This window comes from Oscillatoria sp. CS-180 (assembly GCF_028330965.1).
Classification (GTDB): domain Bacteria; phylum Cyanobacteriota; class Cyanobacteriia; order Phormidesmidales; family Phormidesmidaceae; genus Halomicronema.
In genome coordinates this window covers 82,386-107,761 of record NZ_JAQMUB010000067.1, presented here as the reverse complement: position 1 = coordinate 107,761, position 25,376 = coordinate 82,386, and the positions used below count along the sequence as shown (strand labels likewise).

The window sequence follows — 25,376 nt, the reverse complement described above, 5'->3', positions numbered from 1 at the left end:
TATGCCTGAACCCTGTGGATACCGAGAGCGCTTTTTCTTCCAGCTTAAGCACAGCCATCCTAACGCTTATGCCATCTATCTTATGATCAGCATCGTCAGTATCTGGAGTGGCAGCTGGTACCTTGCAGACACGTGGGCTAGCGGACAAGATCTACTAGCTCCAGTCTCTGCTGTTGCCCCAGTGGTTGCGGCAAAACATCTGTTTTTGCTTGTGCTGGGCTTAACGATGCTCTACATCGACGATCAGTCGCTTGATGAATTGGTTTTGATGAGAACCAGTCGACTTAAACCAATAGATAGGCGGCGGGGGCAATGGGGTAAAGCAGTTGTCTACCTTAAACGTCACTATCCCAACCTTATTGCTGTCTATACCTACATCGGTATTATCTTGTCTTGGTGTGGTACGTGGGGGCTGCTGTGGGATATTCCCATACAGCCTTTTTGGCGGTCTTGGATGACCATTGCCTTGGGATTTTTGATGCTCTATGTTGATGACTTGAAGCTGACAGAGGTTTAAAGGTGTGACTCACATCAGGAACTACTCGTCATTGCAGACCTCAAATTCCTCACTTTTCTAACCTTGTCTAGGGCTAAACCCCCTGTAATATCAGATTGTTTCTGTCATCTTAAGCGGTTATTCAACCCGCTCCTAGAAGTTTTTAGATGAAACGTCGTCACCTTTTTGAGCAAATTGCTGTTGGCGGTATGGCGGGTGCACTAACAGCCTGCAGCTACCCTCCAGAGCTGACCAGCGAACCAGAGCGATCGCAGCCTGTCGTCAACTGGCGTATGGCAACGAGTTGGCCTCGATTTCTCGACGTCTTCGAAGGACTTGACATTTTATGCCAGAGAGTGAGTGAAATGACCTCTGGGCGCTTTACCATCACTCCCTACGAAGGGGGCGAATTGGCTCCACCACTGGGTGTGTTTGATGCGGTCGCAGCTGGAGAGGTGCCCTGTGCTCATACAGCACTCTATTACTTTGTAGATAAAGACCCAGCTTTGGCGTTTGGCGCATCGATTCCCTTTGGTTTTGACACGCAGCAGCAACACGCCTGGCTCTACAGTGGTGGCGGCATTGCCAATATCCAAAAGCTGCTTGACCCATTTGGCTTAGTCTGGCTTCCAGCAGGTAACACAACGGGACAGATGGGTGGTTGGTTCCGCCAACCTATCAACACCGTCGCTGACTTAGCAGGACTGAAAATGCGAATTCCGGGTCTGGGTGGCCAAGTATTGAGTCGATTGGGGGTTGCCACAACCCCGCTTGCTGCGCAGAATATTGTGCCTGCTTTGCTAGATGGCACCATTGACGCTGTCGAATGGATTGGTCCCAGGGAAGACCGCACCTTGGGGTTACAGAATGCTGCTGCCTATTATTACTATCCCGGATGGTGGGAACCCGCGACTACTTTTGCATTACTCATCAACCAGCAGCAGTGGGCTAATCTTCCCCCGGCCTATCAAACGGTTTTGAAAACGGCATCTGCCGCTGCCAACCTTGCTATGGTTGCTCGCTACAACGCCCGTAATCGGGAAATTCTAGAACGTTTTCGATTAGGAGGAACCACAACCCTGCCCTTTAGCGATGAGATTTTGGCAACGGTTCGTCAGACGGCCTTTGACATGTACGAAGAATTTGCGGCAGATGATAGAACTTTCGACACCCTCTATCGACAATGGTTAGATTTTCGACAAAATCTCTATGCCTGGAATCGAGTGAGTTCTCTGAGTCTTGCCCAATTTGCTTTTAACACCGTTTAGGAGCTAACGGTTCAATGCAGCGCAGACGGCTACTCCAAAATTTGACCCTCGGGGCAACAGGGGCGATCGCCCTTCAACAAACAGCGCAAGCCCAAATCAACTCTGCGGTGACGCCTGCCTCATCAACTGAAATCAAATGGCGCATGGCAACGAGTTGGCCCCGTCGCAACAACATCATCTTTAGCGCTATCAAAATGTTCTGTGAAAAAGTGGCGACAATGACAGCGGGGCAATTTATCATTACTCCCTACGAAGCTGGGGAAATTGTATCGGCGTTAGAGGTGTTCTCTGTCGTGCAGTCGGGTGAGGTTGACTGCGGTCATACCACGAGTGGCTATTACCTCGATCAGGCCCCGGCCCTCGTGTTTGGCACCAGTCTGCCCTTTGGTCTGATGCCCTATCAACAATATGCCTGGCTCTACTACGGCGGCGGTTTAGAGGCGATCCAATCCATCTACAACGATTTGGGATTGGTGGCTTTGATGGCTGGCAGCCCAGGGGTCCAAATGGGAGGCTGGTTCAATAAAACGGTGGACACCGTTGATGACCTAAAGGGACTTAAGATGCGTCTACCCGGTTTTGGGGCACGGGTGATGGAACAACTGGGGGCAGAGCCTGTACTTCTAGGCGTCAATGATATTGCAACAGCACTGGATGAGGGTCAGATTGACGCTGCAGAATGGCAGAATCCTCATGGGGATGAACAACTTCGTCTCTATGAAGTTGCAAGATATTACTACTATCCCGGTTGGTGGGAACCCAGCACAACCTACGAAATTTTGATCAATCAGGAGCAGTGGCAGCAGTTGCCGACGGCGTATCAGCGCATCCTGCAAGCGGCTGCCAGTGAGATGAACCTGACGATTCTGGCAGAGTTTGATGCGGCAAACGGTCGAGCCTTACAAAATCTCATCTTTCGAGGCGTTGAGCTAAGACCCTTTAGCCAAGACATCTTAGAGGCAGCTCACACCGCCACCTTTGAGCTCCTGGAAGAGACGGCTGGCGAGGACTTGAGTTTTCAGCAGTTATACCAGCAGTGGCGTCAGTTTCGGCGTCAAATCTTCCAGTGGAATCAAATTAATGAACTAAGTTTTAACCGTTTTTCTCTCCAGGCTGATGAATCATAAATCCCATCACAATACGCCTAAGCGATCGCACCAGTTAAACCGATTACAGCTGTGGCGTACGCTGCGAAACCTGAAGATTGGCCGCAAGCTGACGTTGGGATTTGGCAGTTTGGTCGCAATTACGCTGTTGGTGGTGGTCTCAAGTTATTTGGCCGGACAGGTAGCCTCATCCAATATCCAGCGCACTCAAGATCTGCGGGTGCCGACAACCCTTGCCTCAGCCAATGCCCAAGAAAACTTGTTGAAAATGCTGTCGAATATCCGGGCCTATTTGGCAACCGGAGAACCAGAATATCGCTACCGATATCAGCAAACCCGTCAAGCCTTTGAGGCGGATTTAGCCCAGTTGGAAAGGTTATTTAGCGATCGCGATGCCTCAGCCCAGTCACGGGAACAACTGGAGGAATTAACAACGAGCTACCGCGATTGGTTAGCGTTACCCGATCAGCTCATCGCCTTACAAAACAATCTAACGGATAACCAACCGGCGTTGAAAATTCTGGACGAGCAGGGCGATGCCAGCGTGATTGTGATTCAGCGAGAGATGGGGCTAATGCTAGAGGAGCAAGAACTGCGATCGCCCTCCCGCGCCAACACAATCTTACTGCGTGACATGGCGGAATTCAGGAATACGTTCTCATTAGCGCTCGCAGCCCTGCAAAGCTATCTCGTGACCCGAGAACCCGCCTTCCGCTTCGAATACAACGCTTTGGCGAGGGCGAACCAACTGGTTTGGGAACAGCTCTTGGAGAATCAGACTGGCCTTACCGACAGTCAGAGAAACCGGATGACGGCAATTGCTAAGCAACGGCAGGCGATCGCCCCCTTGCCAGAGCAGATGTTCGACATTGTTGATAGTGACCAGTACCGTCAGGATTTATTCTTGTTTCAAGAGCAGGCTGAACCGCTGGCCGAGTCGATGCTGAATCAGCTCAAGCAAATTGTGACCGATCAGCAAGTCGACTTAGCCCAAGAATTACAGGCTGGCAGTCGAGGGCTGGCTTTGGCGCAATGGCAGACGTTGTTAGGTGGTTTGCTAGCAGTAGGGGTGGGCCTTGCAATGGTCAAACTGCTACAGCAGCAAATTGCAGAACCCATTAAACGACTCACTGAAGTTACTAGCCGTATTCAAGCGGGAGATTTGGACGCTAAAGCCCCTGAAACCTCTAAAGACGAAGTGGGTGATTTGGCGCGATCGTTCAACAGCATGGCAGCTCAACTTAAAGAGTCTTTGGAAACATTAGAAGACCGGGTAGAAGAACGCACTGCCGAACTCGCTAGCGCCAATGAGCAAATTCTGGCATTGAATGAGCGGCTCAAGGCAGAGAACCTGCGGATGGGGGCCGAACTCGACGTAGCCCGCCAGATTCAACAGATGATCTTGCCCAAAGCAGAAGAATTAGAAAATGTTGAAGGTCTGGACATTGCAGGCTACATGGAACCCGCTGATGAAGTTGGGGGTGACTACTATGACGTGTTGCAGACCGAAGGCATCGTCACTTTGGGTATTGGAGATGTGACTGGCCACGGGTTAGAGAGTGGCCTGCTGATGCTGATGACCCAAACCGCCGTCCGCACTCTACAGGAAATTCGCGAGTATGACCTGGTGCGATTTTTAGACACCCTCAACCGCACGATTTATCGTAATGTGCAGCGGATGAATAGCGATCGCAACTTGACCTTGACTATCCTCAACTACTCTGAAGGTCGGGTGAGTATCAGCGGTCAGCACGAAGAAACGCTAGTGGTGCGAGCCGAGGGTACGGTTGAGCGCATCGATACGATGGATTTAGGCCTCCCCATTGGATTGGATGACGATATTGCAGAATTCATTGATCACGCCATTGTGGAACTGCAACCTGGAGATGGGATTGTCCTTTACACCGATGGGATTCCCGAAGCCTACAATCCCGATAAGCAGCAGTACGGCTTGGAACGACTCTGCGAAATGGTGAGCAAACATTGGCAGAATCCAGCAGAACAGGTCAAACAAGCCATCATTGATGATGTTTGTCAATTTATCGACACCCAGAAGGTGTTTGACGACATCACACTGTTGGTGTTCAAACGGCAAGACGTTACCACAGAGTCTTTACCTGATCCGGCTAACGAAAGTTTTCTCAAGACATTAGCGATGCAATAACTGGATGTTCAGTTGGGTAGATCCCAACGTATTGAAGGCTGATGACGATGGACTATTACCCAATTCCAAAAGGCAACTCAGGTATGGAGAAGACATTTGGCGATTTCATCACAAACTTTCCTCCGGATCACGACTCTCTGGAGCTAAGTTTTACGCCTACCTCTGAGCGGATTCGTCATCTTTGGCGCAATCAGCGGTTATCGGCCCATTTCATCGCGGATTACTTCGTCAATTTTTTGCCGCTCGATAAGGATGATCCGGTTGAAGAGCGGCGGATCAAAGAGGCTAAAGGAGCCATTAGCTACGTCGCTAATGAACTGCTTGAAAATGCCATGAAGTTCAATCTTGAAGATGCTGACTGCAAGGTCAGATTTGGCATTCACTTTTTGGATGGTTCCGACATTATCGCGGTCATGTTTGCCACAAATAGCATCAACCGCTTCGGAGCTGAAAAATTTCAACAGTTCATTCAAGAATTGCTAGAGTCTGATCCAGAAGAATTTTATATTCGTCAGGTAGAAGCCAGCGCCGAAGACCCCGATACCAAAATTTCAGGATTAGGCTTCCTAACGATGATCAATGACTACCAAGCTAAGCTGGGTTGGCAATTTGAACCCGTTGCCCCGGATTCAGAAATTTCTATTGTCACCGCCATGGTTCAAATTGCTCTATAGGAACAGGTTTGCCAAGACGTTCCAAAATAAAACCTAGACCAGTAAGATCACAGAGAATTTATGGGATGCTACATAGGCGATTCTCCATGATCGCCTGGATAAGATCAGCCGCAATATTCAGCTGTTTTACCTTAATACAACTGCTTAAGCTCAGAGGATAGGACTTGTCATGACCGCTCAGGAAATCAAAGGCGAAGACTACACAATTCAATATGACTCAGAAACTCAAACTGTTAAGTTTCAGGGAGAACTAGCGCTGGGAGGCCCTAAAGACTATGACCCGATCAACAGCTTACTAGCAGACGTCATTGATCAGGATCCCACTGAGATGACGCTGGACCTCCGAGAGTTAGCTTTCCTTAACAGTTCTGGCATTAGCATGTTATCTAAATTTGTCTTGGGCCTGAGGAAAAAAAAAGGGACTCAGCTAGTCATTTTGGGGTCTAACGATATGCCGTGGCAGGGTAAGTCTTTAAAGAATTTACAGAAGTTTTTACCTAGCCTCAAACTTGAAATTGAGTGATAGATGATGCAGCAAAACTGACAGTATTTAGAGTAGATTATTTCTGTTGCTTTAGCCTTCTCACCTTTAGAGAAGCTTCTACCTTTCTATTAGCTATCCCATGCTAAATTCACTGCCGATTCATTTACGTGAAACGCTTTATCTTGCAGTTAGCTTAATTGTGACGGTAGTCGGAGCAGCGGGACTGTATGTGATTTTCTTTCGCCTACTGCGATCGCTTTTTCGAAAGTGGGATCGCGACATTGCTCTAGTCACTCTGAATGTTTCGGCTTATCCCGCCCTCTTCTTGTTTGTAGCAACCTGTCTCAAAATTACGGGTCAGCGATCAGAAATATTGGGTTCTGTCCTGTGGTTACAGCGACTGTTACTCGCAGGCATTATCGCGGCATTGGGATATTGGTCACTATGCTTGTTTAAGCAAGTCATTGTCTACTACCTCAAAGACTACGCCGAAACCACTGAAATGATGTGGGATCAGGTGCTCATTCCGTTGCTTGAAGGGGTGATTCCGACACTATTAATTGTGCTGAGTACAGCAGCGATTTTTCAATTTTCTCTAGGGTTGGACTTAAGCGGGATTTGGCTCACTTTGGGAGGAAGTGCCTTTGTCATTGGCTTTGCCGTAAAAGATATCCTAGCGAACTTTTTTAGCGGTATCGTGTTGCTGCTTGATAGCCCTTTTCAATTTGGCGATGTGTTGCGTATTGATGGTAATCAAGACGGAGGAGAACTGGGAATCTTGCGAAAGATTGGTGTGCGGGTCACTCACATATACATGTTTGAAACGCATACCGAGGTTTATATTCCCAACAGCGTGATGCAAAGTCAGAGAATTACAAATCTCAGCCGACCCATTGAACCCATTCACTATTCCACTCGAATTCAATTGCGATCGCACTGTGATCAAGAACAGGCTCGACGCATTATGGAAGAAATTCTTCAAGCTCATCCCGATACGTTGGGAGACATCGGCACCAAGCTAGTTCATCTTGAACGGTACTTCAATTGGGAAGAAACCGATAAAAGCTTCCTTAACAAGAAAGAAAATGGACGCCAGCGGTTAGAGGCCGAACATGCCGTTAATGAAAAGTTGGCCGATATTGAGCAAGCCTTAGAGGCCCTGAGTATTACCCTAGGGTTTGTGGAAAAAGGCGGACTTGATCCAGACGATGTAGAAACCATTCAGGAGGAGTTCAACTATGTTTTAGAGTTGATTGGCCTTAAAGTAGTCCAACAAACACCTCGCCCTCGCCGTTCCTTTCTGGGTCTGCAACAACGGCTCATTCGATTTCAGCTTGAAGAAACGCAAGACAGCGATGCGCTGATTAGCCTGGTGCGAGAATGGTATCGAATTTGGCTACGGGATCCTAACGTGGTTCACAAAGACGAATACATCTTGTCAGAGATTTGGGAACGCAAAATTGAACTGCTGAAAAAGCAAGCCTACAAGCTCAACCAAAAGATACTACATCCCTATCGAGAAGAAACGCGGCTGGATGACTATTCGCGAAAGTTTGTGAAATGGCTACGCAACCGCTTTAAGCAGGCTCGGAGTGCTTGGCAGAATCCAGACGTGCGTCTAGAACAAGTTGTGCACGATCGCGAACGCACCTTCTTTGAATTTAGCCTGGAATACTATGTCGATGATATTCGCTTGGAAGATGGCGAGCGGGGCGATCGCATCAACAGCGACATCCACCGCGAAATCTTGCTTCACCTCAAAGATGCTTGTCAGGTGACCGCTTAATCGCCTGCTGGCTGTACCCCTTCTGTAACTTCACCTTAAAAGCCATGCTGTGGCACCTGCTTCCCTATACCGTCGGCACTCGCGCCTTTGTTATCACAGGTTTACTGATAGCAGCGCTTGGTACCAGCCTCCTGTACTTTATTTTGTTCTCGGTGCTGCGATCGCTATTTCGCCGCCTTGAAAACGATTTACCCCTAGTCACGCTGAATGTCTCGGCCTATCCTGCCCTGGCCTGTTTTTTGCTGCTCAGTCTCAAGGTGACGTTTCTTAGGCTCAAAACGATAGATGGCATTGACGATTTCGAACGGTTGCTTACAGCGGGGCTGATCATTGCGCTGAGCTACTGGCTGGTGCAAATCTTTGAGCAGGTAGTCGTCTACTACCTGAAGGAATTTACCCAGCAGTCTGAGGTGATGTGGGATGACGTGTTGCTGCCCCTACTGGAGGCAGTGGTGCCTGTCGTTGTGATTCTCCTGAGTGGAGCGCTAGTGCTGAACTCCTTTGGGCTGGATCTCACTGGCATCTGGGTAACCCTGGGGGGGGCAACCTTTGTCATTGGTTTCGCGGTTAAGGACATTCTGGCAAACTTCTTCAGTGGCGTGGTGCTACTGATTGATACGCCATTTCAATTTGGTGACGTGCTGAAACTAGAGGATGGTTCTGTCGGCATGCTGCGCCGTATCGGCGTACGGGTGACACAGCTTTATATGTTTGATAATCACTGCGACATGTACATTCCCAACAGCGTTTTGCAGGGGCAAAATATCACCAACCTCAGTCGCCCAACGACTTACTATCATTACTCCACGGTGGCAGAAGTGCCTTTTGAGCAGGATCTGGATCAGCTCAAACAAGTGATGCGAGAGATTGCCCTGGCCCACCCCGATACTTTGGGGAATCTCGACGATAAGCTTGAGCTGATGGAGGGGTATTTCCACCCCTCAGAGACAGAACCGCTGCTAGCAGATCAACAGATCATCGGGCGCAAACGGCTGGAAGCTGAAAACGATGTCAACTTCAAGCTAGAAGAGATTGACTTAGAACTGAGTTCCATCGTAGTGACCCTACAATTTGCAGAGAAGGGCGGATTGACTCAGGATGAAATTGAGAATATTCAAATGGAGTATGAAACGGTGCTCCAATCCATTGGTTTAGCCCACACCGAAGAGAGCGGCAGCCGTACTGAAGAGAACTTTGAAGAGACGCAAGAGGATGATACCCTACTTGAACTCATTCGTACTTGGTATCGCATCAGCATCCGCGACCCTAATTTGCTGGACGACGATGAAGATATCATCCCTGAAGACTGGGAGCGGCGTATCACACTTCTGAAGCGACGGGTCCAGCGGCTCTATCAAAAAATTGCTCGACCCGAACGTGAGGAAACTCGGCTGGATGACTATGTGCTGGAGCTGCGGCAATGGCTAAAAGATCGATTCAAAACGCCTCGAAAAAAATGGCAAGAGCCGCAAGTGTTGATCAGCGATTTGCAACATGATGACGAGGGCAATGCTTACCTCACCTTCCGCCTTAATTTCTTTGTCGATGATATTAAGCTCGAAAACGGGAAGCGCGGCGATCGCATCAGCAGCCAAATCTACCAGGAAATGATGCGCTATCTGAAGCAGGCAGATGCAGTAGAAGCCATCCCGGATTCTCCATCACCTATCTCATTCAACGATTTAGCCTGATGATAAACAATGAACGAACAGAGTTAATGCTATTTTACGCCGTCCGCATAAAAACCATTTTCCTCATAGAATTTTCTAAATCCTATTAAGCGTAGATTTGCTTTTCCGGCGATCGCTTCAACATCAAAATTGGACTATTTATGTCTAGACAAAATTTTCGTTTAATCCTTAGAACAGGCGCTAGCATACCTCATTCAAGGTCAACTCTTTAGTCTGTGAGCGATCGATGTGACTCTCCTTAACCTTTTCGTAGTCAACCTTTCCAGACATTAATCATAAACTATTCAAAAATTCTAAAAAGACCCTCGTGATTTACAACCAGCGCCGCTACAATGCAACCAGCGTTCTAATAACACTAAGCTAATTGTTCGAGTCAGGTACTTTAGCATAGAGAGAACTCTTACCTTTGCATATGCCATAGGGCTGTATGAGAACGCGATTTTAACAGTGGAAGAAAAGCGTAGCTTGTTGCTTAAAAACAGTGTTTGAAAATTTACTCCCTCCCCTTAATAACCACAACCTACCCTATCCCGATACCATCCACCCCATTGTGGTGCACTTTGTCATTGCGATGTTCCTGTTTGCCGTGCTCTGCGATGTGATTGCTTATTTCACTAAAAACGTTCGGCTCTACGAGGTGAGCTGGTGGAATATGGTTTTTGCTACAGTTTCCATTTTTATTGCCATCATTTTTGGGCAGCTCGAAGCAGGCTTAGCGACACCCTATGCAGCGGCGGCGGCAGACTTGAATCTTCACACATTACTGGGATGGTCGCTGTCTGGCCTACTGGCGACCATTACAGGCTGGCGCTACATCATCCGATTGAGAAATGCGAACTCCTTGCCGAAAGCCTACCTGGGCCTTAACGCTGTGCTAACCGTTCTTGTCCTGTTCCAGATCTATCTAGGGGATAAACTAGTCTGGGTCTATGGACTCCACACTGAGCCAGTTGTAGAAGCAGGTCGAGGAGGTTTACTGTGAGTTTGATGCCGCTTGTTGAAGGGTCCTGGCTGCCAACATTAGGGGCACAAGCCAATGGATTACCCTACGGCGTGCCGATTCACCCTAACCTTGTGCATTTGACGCTGGGGCTATTTATCGTCGCGATCGCTTTCGACATCGTTGCGGCTCTCTATCCCTTAGAAAAACCCATCTTCAAATTTCTAGCCATCCCTGTCACTAGCTCTGGCTTATATGACGTGGGCTGGTTCAACATGGTCGCTGCCGCTGTGATCACGTTCTTCACAGTTGCCGCTGGATTTTATGAAATCATGCTGGCGGAACCCCCTAACGATGTGATCAGTCCCTGGGGGCTGGGGGCGATGGACACCATGGTCTGGCATGGTGTTGGCGGTGTGGTGTTGCTAGGGCTGATCGTAGCTATGACCGTTTGGCGAGGATTCCAGCGCTACGTTTGGCGAGAAGATCGAGCCCGGCAAGTGCAGTGGAGCTACCTATTAACCGGTTTGGGTATTTTCGTGCTGATGTTTGTCCACGGCACGCTGGGCGCTCACTTAGGATCTGACTTTGGCATTCATGTCAGCGCTGATCGCTTAATTCGCTCCGGCATCAATCCCAACACTCACTTGAATATCCTCATTAAGCACTAGAGGTCATCGCAAATATGACTCGACGCACGATTTTGATTCTGACCGGGCTGGCGATCGCGGACTTCTTTCTTAGCCTCTGGATAGGTCAGCAAGCGTACAACTGGATGCCACCCCAAGCCTCTGCTGAATCTATGCTGGTGGACAATCTGTTCAGCTTTATGACGACCATCGGTAGCTTCATCTTCTTTGGGGTCACGGGCACTCTCGTATACTCCATCCTCTTCCAGCGAGCTGCCAAATATGACTCCAGCGATGGTCCCCCCATTGAGGGCAACGTCAAGCTAGAGGTTGTCTGGACCGCTATTCCGGTGCTGCTCGTCATCTGGATTGGCACCTTCAGCTACCAGACCTACGATCGCATGGCTATCCTGGGTCCAATGGAGCACATGGCGATGGGAATGCCTTCGGCAACGGCAGCTCCCCTAGACGCACCCGACGAACCGGCAAGTCCTATCAAGGTCTATGCTCGTCAGTGGGCATGGGAGTTTCACTATCCCGATCAGAACGTCAGCAGTACGGAACTCCATCTGCCTGTGAACGAGCGGGCGCGACTGCTCCTGTCCTCTGAGGATGTTCTACACGGCTTCTTCGTTCCAGCCTTTCGAGTTAAGCAGGATGTCGTGCCAGGTCGCGAGATCGATTTTGAATTCACGCCCATCCGCGAAGGGCGGTATCGCCTGCGAGACTCTGAATACAGCGGTACCTATTTTGCGGCTAACCAAACGAATGTTGTCGTTGAGTCAGCAGCGGACTATCAGCACTGGTTAGCGGAAGCAGCAGACACTCCACTGGCCCCAGCTCAAAACGTTGCCTATGAGGAGTTCAATCGCGCCAATGAGAACGCGATCGATCTCGGCTGGGAAACCGTCAAACCGGCTCCTGCACCCGTCGTCAATTACGCTAGTTCGGAGGAAGACACTCATGAGTAACGCATCTCTGGAGGTGGCTCAGCCCAGTCTCCAGCCCCAGCCAGGAGCGCCCGATAACTGGCGTCGGTTTTTCACCTTCAGCACTGACCATAAGGTCATTGGCATCCAGTACATCGTCACGGCTTTTATCTTCTTTCTGTTTGGAGGACTCTTGGCCATGGTGATGCGAGGAGAATTGATTACTCCTCCCGCTGATCTGGTCGATCGCACCGTCTATAACGGTTTGTTCACCATGCACGGCACCATCATGCTGTTCATGTGGACCTTTCCAATGCTCAACGGACTAGCGAATTATTTGGTGCCGCTGATGATCGGTGCCCGAGACATGGCCTTCCCCAGACTTAACGCTGCGGCTTTCTGGCTGGTTCCTGTGTTTGGCGTCATCCTAGTGGTCAGCTTCTTTGTTCCGGGTGGTCCATCTCAGTCAGGTTGGTGGGCCTATCCTCCCGTGAGCTTGCAGAATCCGACAGGCAATCTCATTAATGGACAATCCCTTTGGCTGCTGGCCGTTGCTCTGTCTGGGGTGTCCTCCATCATGGGCGCAGTCAATATTGTCACGACCATCTTCCGGATGCGAGCACCGGGTATGGGTTGGTTCAAGATGCCTGCCTTCTGCTGGACTGTGCTATCTGCACAGATGATTCAGCTCTTTGGTCTACCAGCTCTGACGGCAGGCGCAGTGATGCTGCTGTTTGACCTGACTGTAGGAACCAGCTTTTTTAATCCTGAACTGGGCGGCGACCCAATTCTTTATCAGCACTTCTTTTGGTTCTATTCACACCCAGCGGTCTACGTCATCATCCTGCCAATCTTCGGCGTGTTTTCAGAGGTTTTTCCGGTTTATGCCCGTAAGCCGTTGTTTGGCTACCGGGTGGTCGCAGTGTCTTCTCTGATCATTACTGGACTGAGCGGTATCGTCTGGGTTCACCATATGTTCGCTAGCGGCACCCCAGGCTGGATGCGGATGCTGTTTATGTTCACCACGATGATGATCTCTGTGCCGACAGGGATTAAGGTATTTGCCTGGGTTGCCACGGTTTGGGGGGGCAAGCTGCGGCTCAATACGGCCATGCTGTTTGCGCTGGGGGGGTTGACGATGTTCCTCTTTGCCGGCATCACAGGCATTATGCTGGCCTCGGCTCCGTTTGATATTCACGTCAACAACACCTATTTTGTCGTGGGGCACTTCCACTACGTTATCTACGGGGCTGTAGTGATGGGCTTTTATGCGGCCATCTATCACTGGTTCCCCAAAATGACGGGCCGCATGTATTACGAGGGGCTAGGGAAACTGCACTTCGTCCTGACTTTTATTGGCGCTAACCTCAACTTCCTGCCCATGCATCCTGTGGGATTGCAAGGCATGCCTCGCCGGGTAGCGTCCTATGACCCAGAGTTTGCGTTTTGGAATGTCCTCGCCAGTTTGGGTGGCTTTTTATTGGGCGTCTCAACCTTACCGTTCATCCTTAATATGCTGAGTTCCTGGGCACGGGGTAAGGAAGCGGGCGATAATCCTTGGCGGGCGATCGGTCTAGAGTGGCTCGTCTCGTCTCCCCCACCCCACGAAAACTTTGATGAAATTCCCGTTGTTGTCTCGGGTCCCTATGGCTACGGCAGTGATGAACCTTTAGTTGCTAGCGATTCCACCAAGGAGTTAGTCAGTGAGCACAGCTAATCTTGACCCTACTTTGAACACTCAGGCAGTTCACGGTGCAGCAGAACACGAAGAAGAAGATCATCGCATGTTTGGCTTCATCGTCTTTCTGCTATCGGAAAGCGTGATTTTCCTCAGCTTTTTTGTGGGCTACATCGTCTATAAAACCAGCGCAGCTGACTGGTATCCGGCTGGCTTTGAAGGATTGGAAATTCGAGAACCCTTCATCAACACGGTCGTTCTAGTTTCCAGCAGCTTCGTCATCTACTTTGCTGAGCGCTTTCTGCATAAGGACAACCTGTGGGGCTTTCGAGCCTTCTGGTTGCTGACGATGGCAATGGGCAGCTATTTCTTGTACGGGCAGGCGGTGGAATGGATGGCGCTACCGTTCGGCTTCAAGGATGGTGTATTTGGCGGCACGTTCTATTTGTTGACAGGATTTCATGGCCTCCATGTCCTATCCGGGGTACTGCTGCAGGGCATTATGCTGGGGCGATCGTTCATTCCTAATAACTATGAAAGTGGAGAATACGGCGTCGATGCGACCTCTATTTTCTGGCACTTCGTGGATGTCATTTGGATTGTTCTATTTATCCTGATCTATGTCTGGCGATAGGCTATTCATTCTTGATAGCAATCTGACGATGTTATTCCACGCTGGTTTCGGTGGGCAATGCCCACCCTACAAGGCATTTGAGGGGTAGAAGGGTAGGGTGGGCATTGCCCACCACGCAAGTGTTGCATTAACAGAATTGCCCTTTAAACGTCCGAAAGTGAACAGCCCAGGCAATGCCCAACCCTATCTGTATTCTGGGTAAGTCCTAAAAGTGACAATTCTGAGCAAAATCTTTGAAGAAATTGACGCAGGTCATAAACCTAGGTCAACGGACTTTGTGAAACACCACACGCATCACGGGGAACTCCATGATTATTGATGATCAGCATTACGACGTAATCATTGTGGGTACTGGAGCTGGCGGCGGAACTCTAGCCCAGAAGCTCGCTCCTACGGGCAAGCGGATCCTGATTCTAGAAAGGGGATCGGGCATGGCCTTGGACGAGCAAAACCGCGCTGATGTGGATGTCTTCAAAAAAGGACGTTATCGCGCCCCAGAACAGTGGTACGACCAAGCCGGTGAACCGTTTTCACCCCAAACTAACTATGCCGTAGGCGGCAATACCAAAATCTATGCGGCTTCCCTGGTACGGATGCGCGATCGCGATTTTACTGCGGTCACTCATCAAGAAGGCACTGCCCCTGAATGGCTGTTCAACTATGCCGACCTGGAGCCCTACTACACTGCTGTTGAGCAGCTCTATCAGGTCCACGGAGACGTTCAAAACGATCCGACGGAACCCAAACACAGCGGTGACTATCCTTACCCAGCAGTAGACCATGCACCTGTAATGCGGCCCATTGTTGCGGCGATCGCCCAGCAAGGACTCCATCCGACGCCGCTACCGATGAGTCTTACTCGTCAAGCAGATGACCCAACGGGCGATGCTGAGGTCTTTGGGATTGACCTTGCTCTCAAACACACCAATGTCACGCTGAGGACATCGGCCAAAGTGGTTGCCCTCCACACCAATCCTACAGGGACCGAAATTAAGGGCGTTCAAGCCGAGATCGGTGAGCAATCGATGATCTTTAACGCTGATATCGTTGTCTTGGCCTGTGGCGCGGTCAATTCAGCGGCGCTACTCTTGGCCTCTGCTAACGAAAAGCATCCCCATGGTTTGGCGAACAAGTCTGATCAAGTGGGGCGCAACCTAATGAAGCAGCAGATGACGGTGATCGTTGAACGGGGCGCGGCCAACAACGACGGCGTCTTTCCCCGTAGCGTTAGCGTGAATGACTTTTATTGGGGCGATCGCGACTATACCTATCCGATGGGACACATTGAAAACAGTGGCGGCCTGCTGCAAGACGTGATCTTTGCTGAATCGCCGCCGCTGCTCTCCGTATTGGCGCAAATCATGCCCGGTTCGGGGCTAAAGCAACTGGCAAAGCGCTCTGTTGGCTGGTGGGCGCAAACAGGCGTCCTGCCTGACCCAAACAACCGCGTTTACTGGCACAAAAAAGGTAAGTTACGCTACGCCTATGAAGTCAATAACTTTGAAGCCCACGATCGCCTCGTATATCGCTGGCTCGAAGTTCTCAAGACGCTAGAAAGAGATAGTAAAGAGGCCAAGCCCAGTGGCGTGTATCCCCGGGGCGAAGCGCCCATTCAAGTCGTCGGCTATCAGTGCGGTACCTGTCGGATGGGCACCGACCCCAGCACCTCTGTTCTAGACGGCAACTGCCGTACCCATGAAATTGATAATCTCTACGTGGTAGACAGCAGCTTCTTCCCCTCCTGTCCCAGCGTTGGCCCAGCCTTGACGATCATGGCAAATGCATTGCGGGTTGGGGATCGTGTGTGCGATCGGTTAAAAGGGTAGCTGTACGACATAAGACAGAATTAAGTCCTTGCCTGACAAGTTGTCTACGCCCTAGCAATGGAGTTGAATGCTGACTATGTATTGCTAGATGATGCAGATGCTCGTAGCAATTGTATTAGGCGATATATGTGCAGTAGTGGGCAATGCTTTGCCAAATCCTTTAAGAAGACTGCCGAGCAGTCCTTTCAGCAATCATCAGATTTTGTAGCTATCCTCTAGCCTTCGAAAGTACCTTCATAATGCTAAGCATCATCAGCTTGGAGAAGTTTATGGCACCTTCTGAACCCAACACCATTGACGCTAACGGATACCCCAGAACTGACTTCTCGAAAGCGTTTCAAGATGGCTATCAGTTTCAGTACGACTTACCTCATAGCGGGCTGCAAACCGTTGAATTTACTACTCATCAAATTGATGATTTAGTATTGCCGTCAGGCCAGATTGTTGCTTGCGATCCGTCCATCAGCGAAGATTTCGAGTGTACTTTCACGCAAAGTGTGAAGCCAGGATGCTACCCCATCTTTCTGAGTTTGGCAGGGTTCAAGCCCGAACGAGATAGAAGAATTGCCTGTGCTATGTTGCAGTTCAACAAGCAAATGCCGCTTCGATGGGACCTCGCAACTCTAGAGCCGAGCCGGTCCGCAGAGTATCAAAACTATGGAGTTGACTCTGGCACAGGTTGCTTCATGGATGCTGAGGGTGCCAGTGCTCTTCTGCAATTTGAGAATCCGAATTCGGATGTGTACGCCAGAGCTTTGCAAAAAAGCCGAGATGTTGGTTGGGAAGCTAGAAGAGGAACTTTTGACCCATTCTGGCATGAATACTGGGAGGTTGTAATTGAACAAATGGAAAGCAACACCACAGCAGCCGTAAGTGATGAATATCTTTACGATAGAAAAGGGGGCTGGGCAAATTTTTGCATCGATGAGAACACCGGGGCTAATGTGGTTGCTTTCAACTCAGGCTGGGGAGATGGTGGCTATGCATCTTACTGGGGCTACGGTGCTGACGGCGAGATTGCTTGTCTTGTCACCGATTTTGAACTTTTCAGGAGTAACAAAGTTTAATTTCGGGGAGTTGGTTTGTCAGGTAGCCCACCACTGCAGCGAGGGCGATGGTGACAATAATCCACGCAGTTGATGGCATCGGCAGTGAGCGGAGGAGGGCTTTACACTTCAACTACAGTTCTATTCAACAAAGTCTGATTGATTTCGCCAACCTACATGGCCCCTTTCCTTTTTATTGCAGCTGATCCACATTTTCATACAGCTCGGAAATATCGCAGGTGAAGCCAATGCTAGAAAACTCCACGCGATCGCCACTACGAAAAATGTGAGGAACCCAAAGATTATTAGCTTTACGCTGAAAACGCTCGACTAAAATTTGTTTCTGATGAATCAAGACATATTCTTCCAGCAGCGGATTGGACTGGTAATCTGTAAACTTATCCCCTCGGTCGAACGCCTCCGTTGAGTCCGACAAGACCTCTACAACGAGTTGGGGATACAGAATAAAATCTTCGCTAGAGCGGCGATCGCGTTCATCACCGGTCACCGTTAAGTCTGCATAGTAGAAAAGCCCCAACTCTGGCAGCCGCACCTTCAGGTCACTGGCATAGGCGATGCAGCCCAATTCCCGCAAAGGGTTGACCAGCAAGGCCGAGAGATTTCCCGTGATGATGACATGGGCTTTACTTGCTCCCGCCATCGCAACGATTTGCCCTTGCACATACTCGTGTTTGATCGGACTGATCCGCTCAATTTCCAAGTATTCTTCAGGCGTAAATGAGGCATGGTGTTTGCTGACAGTCATGGCTGGATGTGTGGAACGAGGGCGATCGCCTTATCCCAATTCTGACTCATACAGTCGCATTAAATACCTGCTCAACAGTGAGTTGTAAGTCAGGAAAAGTTGTTGAAAGGATGCGATCACTCCCTCGAAACTGACTCAACTCATATTCCCCATCTACCAAAGTACACACCGTTAAAGTCGGCTGTTTGGGAGTACCAATATAGCGTCGTCCACCAATTCCTAAATAATCTGCAATCCAATATTCCTGAACGCCCAGATGTTCATAATCGCCCAATTTGAACAGGTAATCATTTCGCCAGTTTGTCGAAACGACTTCCACAGCAAGTTTAATACTTTGGCCCAGTATGACGATAGATTCGCGTTCCCAACGAGGTTCATGGATAATCTCACTCTGATCCAAAACAATGATGTCCGGTTCATAACCTGTGTCATCGGCAATCTTGATGATGCATTCTTTAGGAATAAAAAATGGACGCTGTGTTTGTCGAATAGCTGAACCCAGGTTGTAGGCTAAATCACCTGCAATTCTAGAATGCTTGCCTCTGGGCTTTGGTATTTCAATGATGACTCCACGCCTTAATTCATAATGATGCTCAGACGCTTCGGGATACCACTCTATAAATTCATCGAATGATAGGAGCGTTTTATCCGATAGGGCGATCATTGCAAGCGTGCCTCCTTAAGGGGTTACCAAAGTCGCCATAGCCACAGTATAGGAGACGAGTCGAAAGCCCTCAGTTGCCAGGGAACTACTGAGGCGTCTGTTTTCAGTGGGTGTTACGGCTGCCAGTTCTGGGGAATCTAGCGTTTGAAAATGTGCTTCGCTTGCGATACTTGGAGCGATCGCCCCGCCGGTCTACATAGTTTGTTTGACCTTGAGTAGATTTCTCGGCAAGTCAACTTTATGTAGTTCTGGAACGACCTGTTTGATGATTAGAAATTTTTTGTCAGTCACTCAGCCTATTCCCTGGCTCAACACAGTTTATATTTCAAGAGTCCTCGCTCGTTATCAAAGCGAGCTAAATGATTCGAGACGAAATCTGTGAGGAGTCAATTGATGTTGAAAAGAGTCTTGCTAGTCTTGCTGACTGTAGCGTGTCTGATTGGCTTGGTTGCCGTGAACGCCAAGGCCGATATTGTGGCGGAACCCGTTGTGTACGAGATAGACGGTCAGCCCTACGAAGGGTATTTCGCAATTAATGAAGGATTTGGTGATGAGCAGCCTATCGTATTGCTCATTCATGATTGGAATGGGATTGGCGATTATGAAAAACGCCGCGTTCAGATGCTAGCGGAACGGGGCTATGCTGCATTCGCAGCCGATTTGTACGGGCAGGGTGTTCGGCCAGCTAATCCGGAGGAATCGCAAGCGGAAAGCAGCAAGCTCTATAGCGATCGCCCCACGATGAGACAGCGCCTGTTTGCAGGACTGTCCGAAGCCCAAAGCATGACTGGTGTGGATCCCAATCGGGTTGTCGCCATGGGGTACTGTTTTGGCGGGGCCGCAGTTCTAGAATTTGCCCGCGCTGGAGCCGAGATCGACGGATTTGTCAGTTTTCACGGCAGTTTGGAAACCCCTGAAGGGCAGACCTACGAGCAGGCTCAAGGGCCAATTCTCATCCTGCATGGTGGCGACGACCCGATCGCACCCATGTCTCAGGTCGCCGCACTAGCTGACGAACTCAATGCTGCGGGCGTCGATTACGACATGGAAATCTATGGTGGTGTGCCCCATTCATTCACGGTGTGGGGCGCTAGCGGTGAAGCCACTCGCTACGATCCGAAGGCCGACACTCAGTCCTGGGACACACTGCTTATGTTTTTAGATCGGCAAATTCGTTAGCAGGTGTTGCACTCATAGCAGGTGGTCGCACTTATCAAGCATGGCTCGGTTAATCAGTTCTCCTGGTTGACCGAGCCATCGTCTTGACTGAATCTCTCCTGAGAGCACAGGGGTTTTCTGCTGAGTTTTTCCAGGCAAAACTCTAAACTCTTCATCAGGACAGCATCAGGCACGTCAGAGAACATGACGATAGATGACTGACTTTTAAGGAATTGTGACTGTGCGACTCTCTTTTATCGCCTATAGCATTCTTGCTGGCGTGACGCCGGCGCTAGTCTTAGCCAACAGCATATTGTCCTCTGGCCCTACACGTCCTGTTCAGCCGCTGTATAAGATGGCACTGACGGATACGCTGATGGATTCTGAACCCAAAACGCTGGTCAGGGCATACAAGCTAATGGACGTCGCATCAGAAAATCCTGCTCAAGCCCAGATTGTTCAAGAAAACGGTCAAACTTTTCTTGAGTTTTATCATTCGCTCAACACACCGGCACAGATGCCAAGATTGATACTCATTCTGGATACTGCTGCGGAACCCGACTCAACTTTTGTTTATCAGAGCGATCGCCATTTAAAGGTCGGAGATCTTGAAAAGAGTTCAGGCCAGCATCGCTATCCTCTGCCGTCCTCGATTGATCTGTATCAATATTCCTCAGTTGTCATCTGGTGCCCTGAGCTAAACACCACAATGGGGTATATGCCTATTGTCAAAAAGGCGTAAACTATTGTTATTCCATAACCACATGAAAAGAAAACTCCAGTCTTAAGGACTGGAGTCATGGTGTGCAGATGACTGATTCAAAAGGAGTTAAGCACACCAAGCTTGATACATTCAAAGTCCATAAAAGAACCGAAATAGTTACTTTATTAGAGTTTCATTCACTATCAGACCAATTTCAATATTGATTATTAGCTTCGAAGTATACTAATCAACTAATAAAACTCAAGTAGCAACGAATTAGCTACGATAAGAAAGCAAGCTATAGCACTGCGACTTCCAAAGCCTTTTAATCAAGTGAAACTTAGAAATTCCTCAAAAATTTAGGCTCCCCGTTACCAGAGAGCCTGCATCACATAGCTGTGACTATAAACTAGAAATCAACAATCAATGACTAGTCTTTGTCTAGATTTTCACGGCGAAGCTCATCAAAGTTTGTTGCATCTTTGTCTAAATTTTCGCGGCGAAGCTCATCAAAATTTACACCACCGGAAACATCTTTTAGCTGATCATCCGAAAGCTGTTCACCTTTTGGATTGGCATCTTTCTTAGCTTGCTCAGTCATCTATATTTTCTCCAAACAAAATACATTTATAAAGATAGGCATACTCATCAAAATTGTCTGCCTGAAAAAATAGCTCTCTAAATTATGATAAAACCCGATTTTATGTATGCTTTGGGATATTCTCTGTTGATGGATCACAGTCAGTAGCGACTTTTGTTGTAGAAGATTGCTTTTTTCATTAGGTTGCGAAACATTCCGCTTTTTACTTCTATACTTGTGCAAGTCACACCCAACTTTATTTGATGACAGATACTTTGCTGCAAGAGTTGAGCAATACAGACTTGGACTGGATGATCACCCATGGGAAGCGATCGCATATTCCAGAAGGTCATCAACTCTTGGATTCCCGTAACGGTACTGATTCAATCTACGTCTTGATAGAAGGAAAGTTTGACTTAAGCTTTGTGCCTTTTGTTGATTCTCATGCCCAAAAGACTTCAATAGGTCAGCTTACTCAGGGTGAAATTGTTGGTATTGGCCCTTTGTTTGGTAGGCCAGAAATTAACTGCATAACAACGGCAGAACCCTCTTTAGTGATGTCGATGTCGGTGAGTGAATTGCAGGCAAAATTGCGGGAAGATATTGCCTTTGCCGCTCACTTTCACCGAGCAATCGCCATTATGCTGTCTGATCGATTGCGCCGCATCTTTGAAGACCCTGAACGGATTCGATTTTGGGGGGAGCGGTCTGTCAAAGAGGTGCTCTCTGTCTTCGGAGAGTTACGGGATAGCGACGTTGATTGGCTGGCTTCGTTTGGTGCGACAGAGGCGATCGCCGCCGACAAAGTGCTTTTGCAGGCAGGACGCCCCGTGGACGCTCTTTATGTTCTACTCGACGGGCAAATGTCGATATCCTCTCCAGGGGGCAAATTCAATCCCCTCTACTTGTGCTTTTCGGGATTAGAAAACAGTACTCGCGACCAGAAAGCTTTTGCCACCCTCTCAAAGGGAAGTATGCCAGGCATTATCTCATTTTTGGACTTTCGCCCCTTGCCTGTGACGATTCGTGCTGTCAAAGAGTCTCTTGTTTACGCGGTTCCTCGTCAGACGCTCGTGACGAAACTACAGGCAGACAATAGCTTTGCGTCTCGGTTCTATCGCCTGATTGCGATCGAGATTCTGGAACTGCTGCACACGGTTAGCACTCGCCTGGTTGACCCTCACTCAGACGCTGGACCTCCAGATATTGAGGAACATGACGAAGAGCTCGACATGGAAGACTTACAGCAAATGTCTGAAGGGGCTAAGAAATTCAACTGGATGCTGTCGCAACTGGGAGTTACGCAAGATGGCTGACGAGAAAGCAAACGATCTGTTCCGTCAGGAATCTCTAGAACGGCTGTCCTCTCCAGAACGGTTAGACGAGTTGATGACCATTGTCAACTTGAGGACTTGGCTGCCCTTGGGCGCATTGTGCCTGTTGCTGGGAATAGGGCTGATCTGGAGTTGGATAGGACGCATTCCCATCACGACAAACGGTCGTGGCATGTTAGTCCAAGACGAGCAAGACACAGGTCATCTAGTGGCCCTTCTACACTTTGACAATCGCTATCGAGGTCAGTTTCGTCCGGGCATGCCTGTCGTTCTCACGCCTGAAACGCTACTGATTTACAACGAGCCGGGACTCCAGGCCGAAATTGTAGAGGTTTTGGAATCGCCTGCGCTAACGCTTGAGCAGGCCCGTCAAGTTGAACTGGAATCAGAAACTCGGGAGGACGGACGACTAGAAGTTTTGGCTCAGCTTTCCCCGATGGACAGCGCCATGCCACCCAACACTATCGTTGCTGGGGTTAGAGTGCAGGGACGCATCACCCTTGAAGAACGCGCTCCCATCGCCTTCGTGTTCCCATTTCTAGACCGTTAAGCCTGGTTTTAGGGTCGCTGTCATGCTGATTTTTCCAAAACAAGCCGTTCGTTCTTCTTCTAAGCGGGTCAAAACGCCCACCGTGCTGCAAATGGAGGCAGTGGAATGTGGGGCAGCGGCATTAGGGACCATCCTGGGCTATCACGGTAGAACCGTACCGCTAGCCCAATTGAGGCAAACTTGTGGAGTATCACGGGATGGGGTTACCGCAGCCAGTCTGCTCAAAGCCGCTCGCAGCTATGGCCTGGATGCTAAGGGGTTTAAAAAGAGCCTAGAGCGGGTCATGTTATTGCCGCCCCCGTTCATTGTGTTCTGGCACTTCAATCACTTTCTAGTCGTCGAGGGGTTTACTCCTCAATGGGTCTACCTGAATGACCCAGCAACGGGGCCGCGTCGGATTACCCATGAAGAGTTTGACGAGGGGTATACAGGTGTCGCCCTCACATTTGAGCCAGAGGCATCATTTCAACCCGGTGGACAGACGGAAAACTTAGTGCGATCGCTCTGGGGTCGTCTGCAAACCTCCAAAGGGGCGTTACTGCTGGCAATCATCGCAGGTCTCTTTCTGGTGCTGCCGGCGCTGGTGCTGCCGGCGCTGAGTCGCGTGTTTGTCGATTCTGTCCTAGTAGGTGGCCGGTTGGAGTGGGTGCCCTATTTGCTGCTGGGTCTGCTAATAATCGCCGTTACTCAGGGCTGGCTGACAGCACTTCAGCGACAATATCTGCGATCGCTACGGGTCAAACTAGCCGTTGGCATGACCAGTCGCTTTGTCTGGCACGTCCTGCGCCTTCCAGTCGGTTTCTATGCCCAGCGGTTTGCTGGAGAAATTGCGAACCGGATTCGCCTGAACGATGAGGTCGCGGCTGTTCTCTCCGGACGACTCACGACAACAGTGATCAGTTTTTTATTATTGCTGTTCTATATGCTGGCAATGGCCCAGTATGACTTGCTGCTGACGGCAATCACCGTTGGGTTTGCCATTGTTAACGTGGTGGTTTTGCAGTGGATTGGTCGCCAACGAACGGATGCCAATCTGCGACTGTCTCAAGATCAGGGTAAGGCCGCAGGGGTAGCGATCGCGGGTCTTCAGAGCATTGAAACGATCAAAGCCTCAGGGTTGGAGTCTGACTTCTTCGCTCGCTGGGCAGGCTACTACACCAAAGCCATCAATGCCCAACAAGCCCTCGGCCTGACCAACCAAACGCTCGGCATTTTGCCCTCCCTCCTCTCCGCCCTCAGTAATTTGGCTCTTTTGGTTGTTGGCGGTTGGCGCGTCATCAACGGTGAACTTAGTATCGGGATGCTTGTCGCCTTTCAACTGCTGATGGTGAGCTTTCAGCGCCCCGTTAATCGCCTCGTCCGGTTTGCCAGTACCCTACAAACCCTGCAGGGTAATCTACAGCGCCTCAACGACGTACTCGCCAACGATGTTGATAGACAGCTTCAGGACCCGAGACAACCGAAAGACAGCTCTGAGGAACCCACGACATCCGAAACCTCAATTCCCACAGCCCTATCCCTTCATCCCTCCGTCCCTCACCGCCTCGTTGGCTCTGTCACCCTCAAGAACATTTCCTTTGGTTACCATCCGCTAGAAGCTCCCTTGATTGAGAATCTCAACCTTTCGATTCAACCTGGGCAGCGAGTGGCGTTTGTGGGCGGCAGTGGTTCCGGCAAGTCTACTTTGGCAAAGGTGATTGCGGGACTGTATGAGCCGCGATCAGGCGACATTTGCTTTGACAATATTCCCCGTAGTCAGATCCCTCGCAACGTATTGACGAACTCCATTGCGGTAATCGAACAGGACATTTTGATTTTCGAAGGTCCAATTCGAGACAATCTGACGCTTTGGGACACAACAATTCCCACTGCCGACATCCATAAAGCAGCTCAGGATGCCGCGATCGCAGATGTCATCGTCGCTCAGCCCAACGGGTATGATGCTCAGCTTTTGGAAGGGGCTTCAAACTTGAGCGGTGGCCAGCGACAGCGGCTTGAGATTGCCCGTGCCCTAGTCGGCAACCCGTCGATTCTGATTCTCGATGAGGCGACGAGTGCTCTCGATACCGAAACGGAAAAGCGTATTGACCAAAATCTACGCCGCCGGGGATGCACCTGCATCATCGTGGCCCACCGTCTCAGCACCATTCGAGACTGCGACGAGATTCTCGTGCTTGACCGGGGAAAAATCGTCCAGCGCGGCACTCACCAAAGCCTGTGGGAAGAAGGGGGACGGTACCAGCAATTGATTCAACAGGGAGGAGGATGAC

23 protein-coding genes are annotated in these 25,376 nt (G+C 49.7%); 20 read left to right on the top strand and 3 right to left on the bottom strand.

Translation table 11 applies throughout. The features are described from left to right. Position 1: 1 nt before the first annotated feature. The 15 genes from PN498_RS16085 to PN498_RS16015 all read left to right on the top strand — a co-directional run bounded on the left by PN498_RS16085 (position 2) and on the right by PN498_RS16015 (position 17,372). Positions 2-517 carry a hypothetical protein gene (locus PN498_RS16085; protein ID WP_272063918.1) on the top strand — a complete coding sequence of 172 codons (516 nt, stop codon included), beginning with the start codon at positions 2-4 and terminating at the stop codon, positions 515-517. A 146-nt stretch (positions 518-663) separates the two neighbouring features. Beyond that, a complete protein-coding gene (locus tag PN498_RS16080) occupies positions 664-1,764 on the top strand; it encodes a TRAP transporter substrate-binding protein (RefSeq protein WP_272063916.1) in 1,101 nt (366 codons plus the stop codon). A 14-nt stretch (positions 1,765-1,778) separates the two neighbouring features. After that, positions 1,779-2,891, top strand: a complete 1,113-nt coding sequence (locus PN498_RS16075) for a TRAP transporter substrate-binding protein (protein ID WP_272063915.1) — start codon at positions 1,779-1,781, stop codon at positions 2,889-2,891. After that, a complete protein-coding gene (locus PN498_RS16070) occupies positions 2,881-5,034 on the top strand; it encodes a SpoIIE family protein phosphatase (RefSeq protein ID WP_272063913.1) in 2,154 nt (717 codons plus the stop codon). Before PN498_RS16075 ends, PN498_RS16070 begins: the two co-directional genes overlap by 11 nt. 47 nt (positions 5,035-5,081) lie before the next feature. Next, entirely contained in the window at positions 5,082-5,708 is a 627-nt protein-coding gene (locus PN498_RS16065) for a slr1658 superfamily regulator (RefSeq protein WP_272063911.1), read from the top strand. Between the two features lie 169 nt (positions 5,709-5,877). After that, positions 5,878-6,231, top strand: a complete 354-nt coding sequence (locus tag PN498_RS16060; protein ID WP_272063909.1) for a slr1659 superfamily regulator — start codon at positions 5,878-5,880, stop codon at positions 6,229-6,231. 100 nt (positions 6,232-6,331) lie between these two features. Then, the gene (locus PN498_RS16055) at positions 6,332-7,978 is read left to right on the top strand and encodes a mechanosensitive ion channel family protein (RefSeq protein WP_272063908.1); all 1,647 of its coding nucleotides are present in this window, start codon (positions 6,332-6,334) and stop codon (positions 7,976-7,978) included. Between the two features lie 44 nt (positions 7,979-8,022). Beyond that, a complete protein-coding gene (locus PN498_RS16050) occupies positions 8,023-9,669 on the top strand; it encodes a mechanosensitive ion channel family protein (RefSeq protein WP_272063907.1) in 1,647 nt (548 codons plus the stop codon). Between the two features lie 481 nt (positions 9,670-10,150). Next, positions 10,151-10,651 (top strand): DUF2231 domain-containing protein, encoded by a 501-nt coding sequence (locus PN498_RS16045; protein ID WP_272063906.1) that lies wholly within the window; start codon positions 10,151-10,153, stop codon positions 10,649-10,651. Positions 10,652-10,656: 5 nt separating this feature from the next. Next, entirely contained in the window at positions 10,657-11,280 is a 624-nt protein-coding gene (locus PN498_RS16040) for a DUF2231 domain-containing protein (RefSeq protein ID WP_272063980.1), read from the top strand. A gap of 14 nt (positions 11,281-11,294) precedes the next feature. Next, positions 11,295-12,209, top strand: coding sequence for a cytochrome c oxidase subunit II (locus PN498_RS16035; RefSeq protein ID WP_272063904.1), 915 nt, complete (start codon positions 11,295-11,297; stop codon positions 12,207-12,209). Further along, positions 12,202-13,884, top strand: a complete 1,683-nt coding sequence (gene ctaD / locus PN498_RS16030) for a cytochrome c oxidase subunit I (RefSeq protein ID WP_272063902.1) — start codon at positions 12,202-12,204, stop codon at positions 13,882-13,884. Before PN498_RS16035 ends, ctaD begins: the two co-directional genes overlap by 8 nt. Next, positions 13,871-14,479: a cytochrome c oxidase subunit 3 gene (locus tag PN498_RS16025; RefSeq protein ID WP_272063900.1), complete on the top strand. Its 609-nt coding sequence runs from the start codon at positions 13,871-13,873 to the stop codon at positions 14,477-14,479. Before ctaD ends, PN498_RS16025 begins: the two co-directional genes overlap by 14 nt. 308 nt (positions 14,480-14,787) lie before the next feature. After that, the gene (locus PN498_RS16020; RefSeq protein WP_272063899.1) at positions 14,788-16,305 is read left to right on the top strand and encodes a GMC oxidoreductase; all 1,518 of its coding nucleotides are present in this window, start codon (positions 14,788-14,790) and stop codon (positions 16,303-16,305) included. Positions 16,306-16,574: 269 nt separating this feature from the next. Further along, positions 16,575-17,372 (top strand): DUF4241 domain-containing protein, encoded by a 798-nt coding sequence (locus PN498_RS16015; protein ID WP_272063897.1) that lies wholly within the window; start codon positions 16,575-16,577, stop codon positions 17,370-17,372. A 172-nt stretch (positions 17,373-17,544) separates the two neighbouring features. Here the strand turns inward: PN498_RS16015 and PN498_RS16010 are convergent, their stop codons facing one another. After that, positions 17,545-18,117, bottom strand: a complete 573-nt coding sequence (locus PN498_RS16010) for a Uma2 family endonuclease (RefSeq protein WP_272063896.1) — start codon at positions 18,115-18,117, stop codon at positions 17,545-17,547. A gap of 46 nt (positions 18,118-18,163) precedes the next feature. Continuing rightward, entirely contained in the window at positions 18,164-18,781 is a 618-nt protein-coding gene (locus PN498_RS16005) for a Uma2 family endonuclease (RefSeq protein ID WP_272063895.1), read from the bottom strand. Positions 18,782-19,174: 393 nt separating this feature from the next. Between PN498_RS16005 and PN498_RS16000 the strand changes: the two genes are divergently transcribed. Beyond that, positions 19,175-19,960 carry a dienelactone hydrolase family protein gene (locus PN498_RS16000; RefSeq protein WP_272063893.1) on the top strand — a complete coding sequence of 262 codons (786 nt, stop codon included), beginning with the start codon at positions 19,175-19,177 and terminating at the stop codon, positions 19,958-19,960. 220 nt (positions 19,961-20,180) lie between these two features. Next, positions 20,181-20,681, top strand: coding sequence for a DM13 domain-containing protein (locus tag PN498_RS15995; protein ID WP_272063891.1), 501 nt, complete (start codon positions 20,181-20,183; stop codon positions 20,679-20,681). 391 nt (positions 20,682-21,072) lie between these two features. Here the strand turns inward: PN498_RS15995 and PN498_RS15990 are convergent, their stop codons facing one another. Further along, positions 21,073-21,243 (bottom strand): hypothetical protein, encoded by a 171-nt coding sequence (locus PN498_RS15990; protein ID WP_272063890.1) that lies wholly within the window; start codon positions 21,241-21,243, stop codon positions 21,073-21,075. Positions 21,244-21,485: 242 nt separating this feature from the next. On the opposite strand from PN498_RS15990, the gene PN498_RS15985 reads away from it, so the two are divergent. Genes PN498_RS15985 through PN498_RS15975 form a run of 3 tightly spaced genes read left to right on the top strand, consistent with a single transcriptional unit; the run spans position 21,486 to position 25,375 of the window. After that, positions 21,486-22,538, top strand: coding sequence for a cyclic nucleotide-binding domain-containing protein (locus PN498_RS15985; RefSeq protein WP_272063889.1), 1,053 nt, complete (start codon positions 21,486-21,488; stop codon positions 22,536-22,538). After that, the gene (locus PN498_RS15980) at positions 22,531-23,106 is read left to right on the top strand and encodes a hypothetical protein (protein ID WP_272063888.1); all 576 of its coding nucleotides are present in this window, start codon (positions 22,531-22,533) and stop codon (positions 23,104-23,106) included. The genes PN498_RS15985 and PN498_RS15980 overlap by 8 nt, the downstream gene beginning before the upstream one ends. 22 nt (positions 23,107-23,128) lie before the next feature. Further along, a complete protein-coding gene (locus tag PN498_RS15975) occupies positions 23,129-25,375 on the top strand; it encodes an NHLP family bacteriocin export ABC transporter peptidase/permease/ATPase subunit (RefSeq protein ID WP_272063886.1) in 2,247 nt (748 codons plus the stop codon). Position 25,376: the final 1 nt, after the last annotated feature.

Excerpts from the sequence above, each read along its gene's own strand:
- PN498_RS16085 (WP_272063918.1), top strand. The coding sequence starts at position 2 with ATGCCTGAACCCTGTGGATACCGAGAGCGCTTTTTCTTCCAGCTTAAG.
- PN498_RS16080 (WP_272063916.1), top strand. The coding sequence starts at position 664 with ATGAAACGTCGTCACCTTTTTGAGCAAATTGCTGTTGGCGGTATGGCG.
- PN498_RS16075 (WP_272063915.1), top strand. The coding sequence starts at position 1,779 with ATGCAGCGCAGACGGCTACTCCAAAATTTGACCCTCGGGGCAACAGGG.
- PN498_RS16070 (WP_272063913.1), top strand. The coding sequence starts at position 2,881 with ATGAATCATAAATCCCATCACAATACGCCTAAGCGATCGCACCAGTTA.
- PN498_RS16065 (WP_272063911.1), top strand. The coding sequence starts at position 5,082 with ATGGACTATTACCCAATTCCAAAAGGCAACTCAGGTATGGAGAAGACA.
- PN498_RS16060 (WP_272063909.1), top strand. The coding sequence starts at position 5,878 with ATGACCGCTCAGGAAATCAAAGGCGAAGACTACACAATTCAATATGAC.
- PN498_RS16055 (WP_272063908.1), top strand. The coding sequence starts at position 6,332 with ATGCTAAATTCACTGCCGATTCATTTACGTGAAACGCTTTATCTTGCA.
- PN498_RS16050 (WP_272063907.1), top strand. The coding sequence starts at position 8,023 with ATGCTGTGGCACCTGCTTCCCTATACCGTCGGCACTCGCGCCTTTGTT.
- PN498_RS16040 (WP_272063980.1), top strand. The coding sequence starts at position 10,657 with ATGCCGCTTGTTGAAGGGTCCTGGCTGCCAACATTAGGGGCACAAGCC.
- PN498_RS16035 (WP_272063904.1), top strand. The coding sequence starts at position 11,295 with ATGACTCGACGCACGATTTTGATTCTGACCGGGCTGGCGATCGCGGAC.
- ctaD (WP_272063902.1), top strand. The coding sequence starts at position 12,202 with ATGAGTAACGCATCTCTGGAGGTGGCTCAGCCCAGTCTCCAGCCCCAG.
- PN498_RS16020 (WP_272063899.1), top strand. The coding sequence starts at position 14,788 with ATGATTATTGATGATCAGCATTACGACGTAATCATTGTGGGTACTGGA.
- PN498_RS16015 (WP_272063897.1), top strand. The coding sequence starts at position 16,575 with ATGGCACCTTCTGAACCCAACACCATTGACGCTAACGGATACCCCAGA.
- PN498_RS16010 (WP_272063896.1), bottom strand. The coding sequence starts at position 18,117 with ATGACTGTCAGCAAACACCATGCCTCATTTACGCCTGAAGAATACTTG.
- PN498_RS16005 (WP_272063895.1), bottom strand. The coding sequence starts at position 18,781 with ATGATCGCCCTATCGGATAAAACGCTCCTATCATTCGATGAATTTATA.
- PN498_RS16000 (WP_272063893.1), top strand. The coding sequence starts at position 19,175 with ATGTTGAAAAGAGTCTTGCTAGTCTTGCTGACTGTAGCGTGTCTGATT.
- PN498_RS15990 (WP_272063890.1), bottom strand. The coding sequence starts at position 21,243 with ATGACTGAGCAAGCTAAGAAAGATGCCAATCCAAAAGGTGAACAGCTT.
- PN498_RS15985 (WP_272063889.1), top strand. The coding sequence starts at position 21,486 with ATGACAGATACTTTGCTGCAAGAGTTGAGCAATACAGACTTGGACTGG.
- PN498_RS15980 (WP_272063888.1), top strand. The coding sequence starts at position 22,531 with ATGGCTGACGAGAAAGCAAACGATCTGTTCCGTCAGGAATCTCTAGAA.
- PN498_RS15975 (WP_272063886.1), top strand. The coding sequence starts at position 23,129 with ATGCTGATTTTTCCAAAACAAGCCGTTCGTTCTTCTTCTAAGCGGGTC.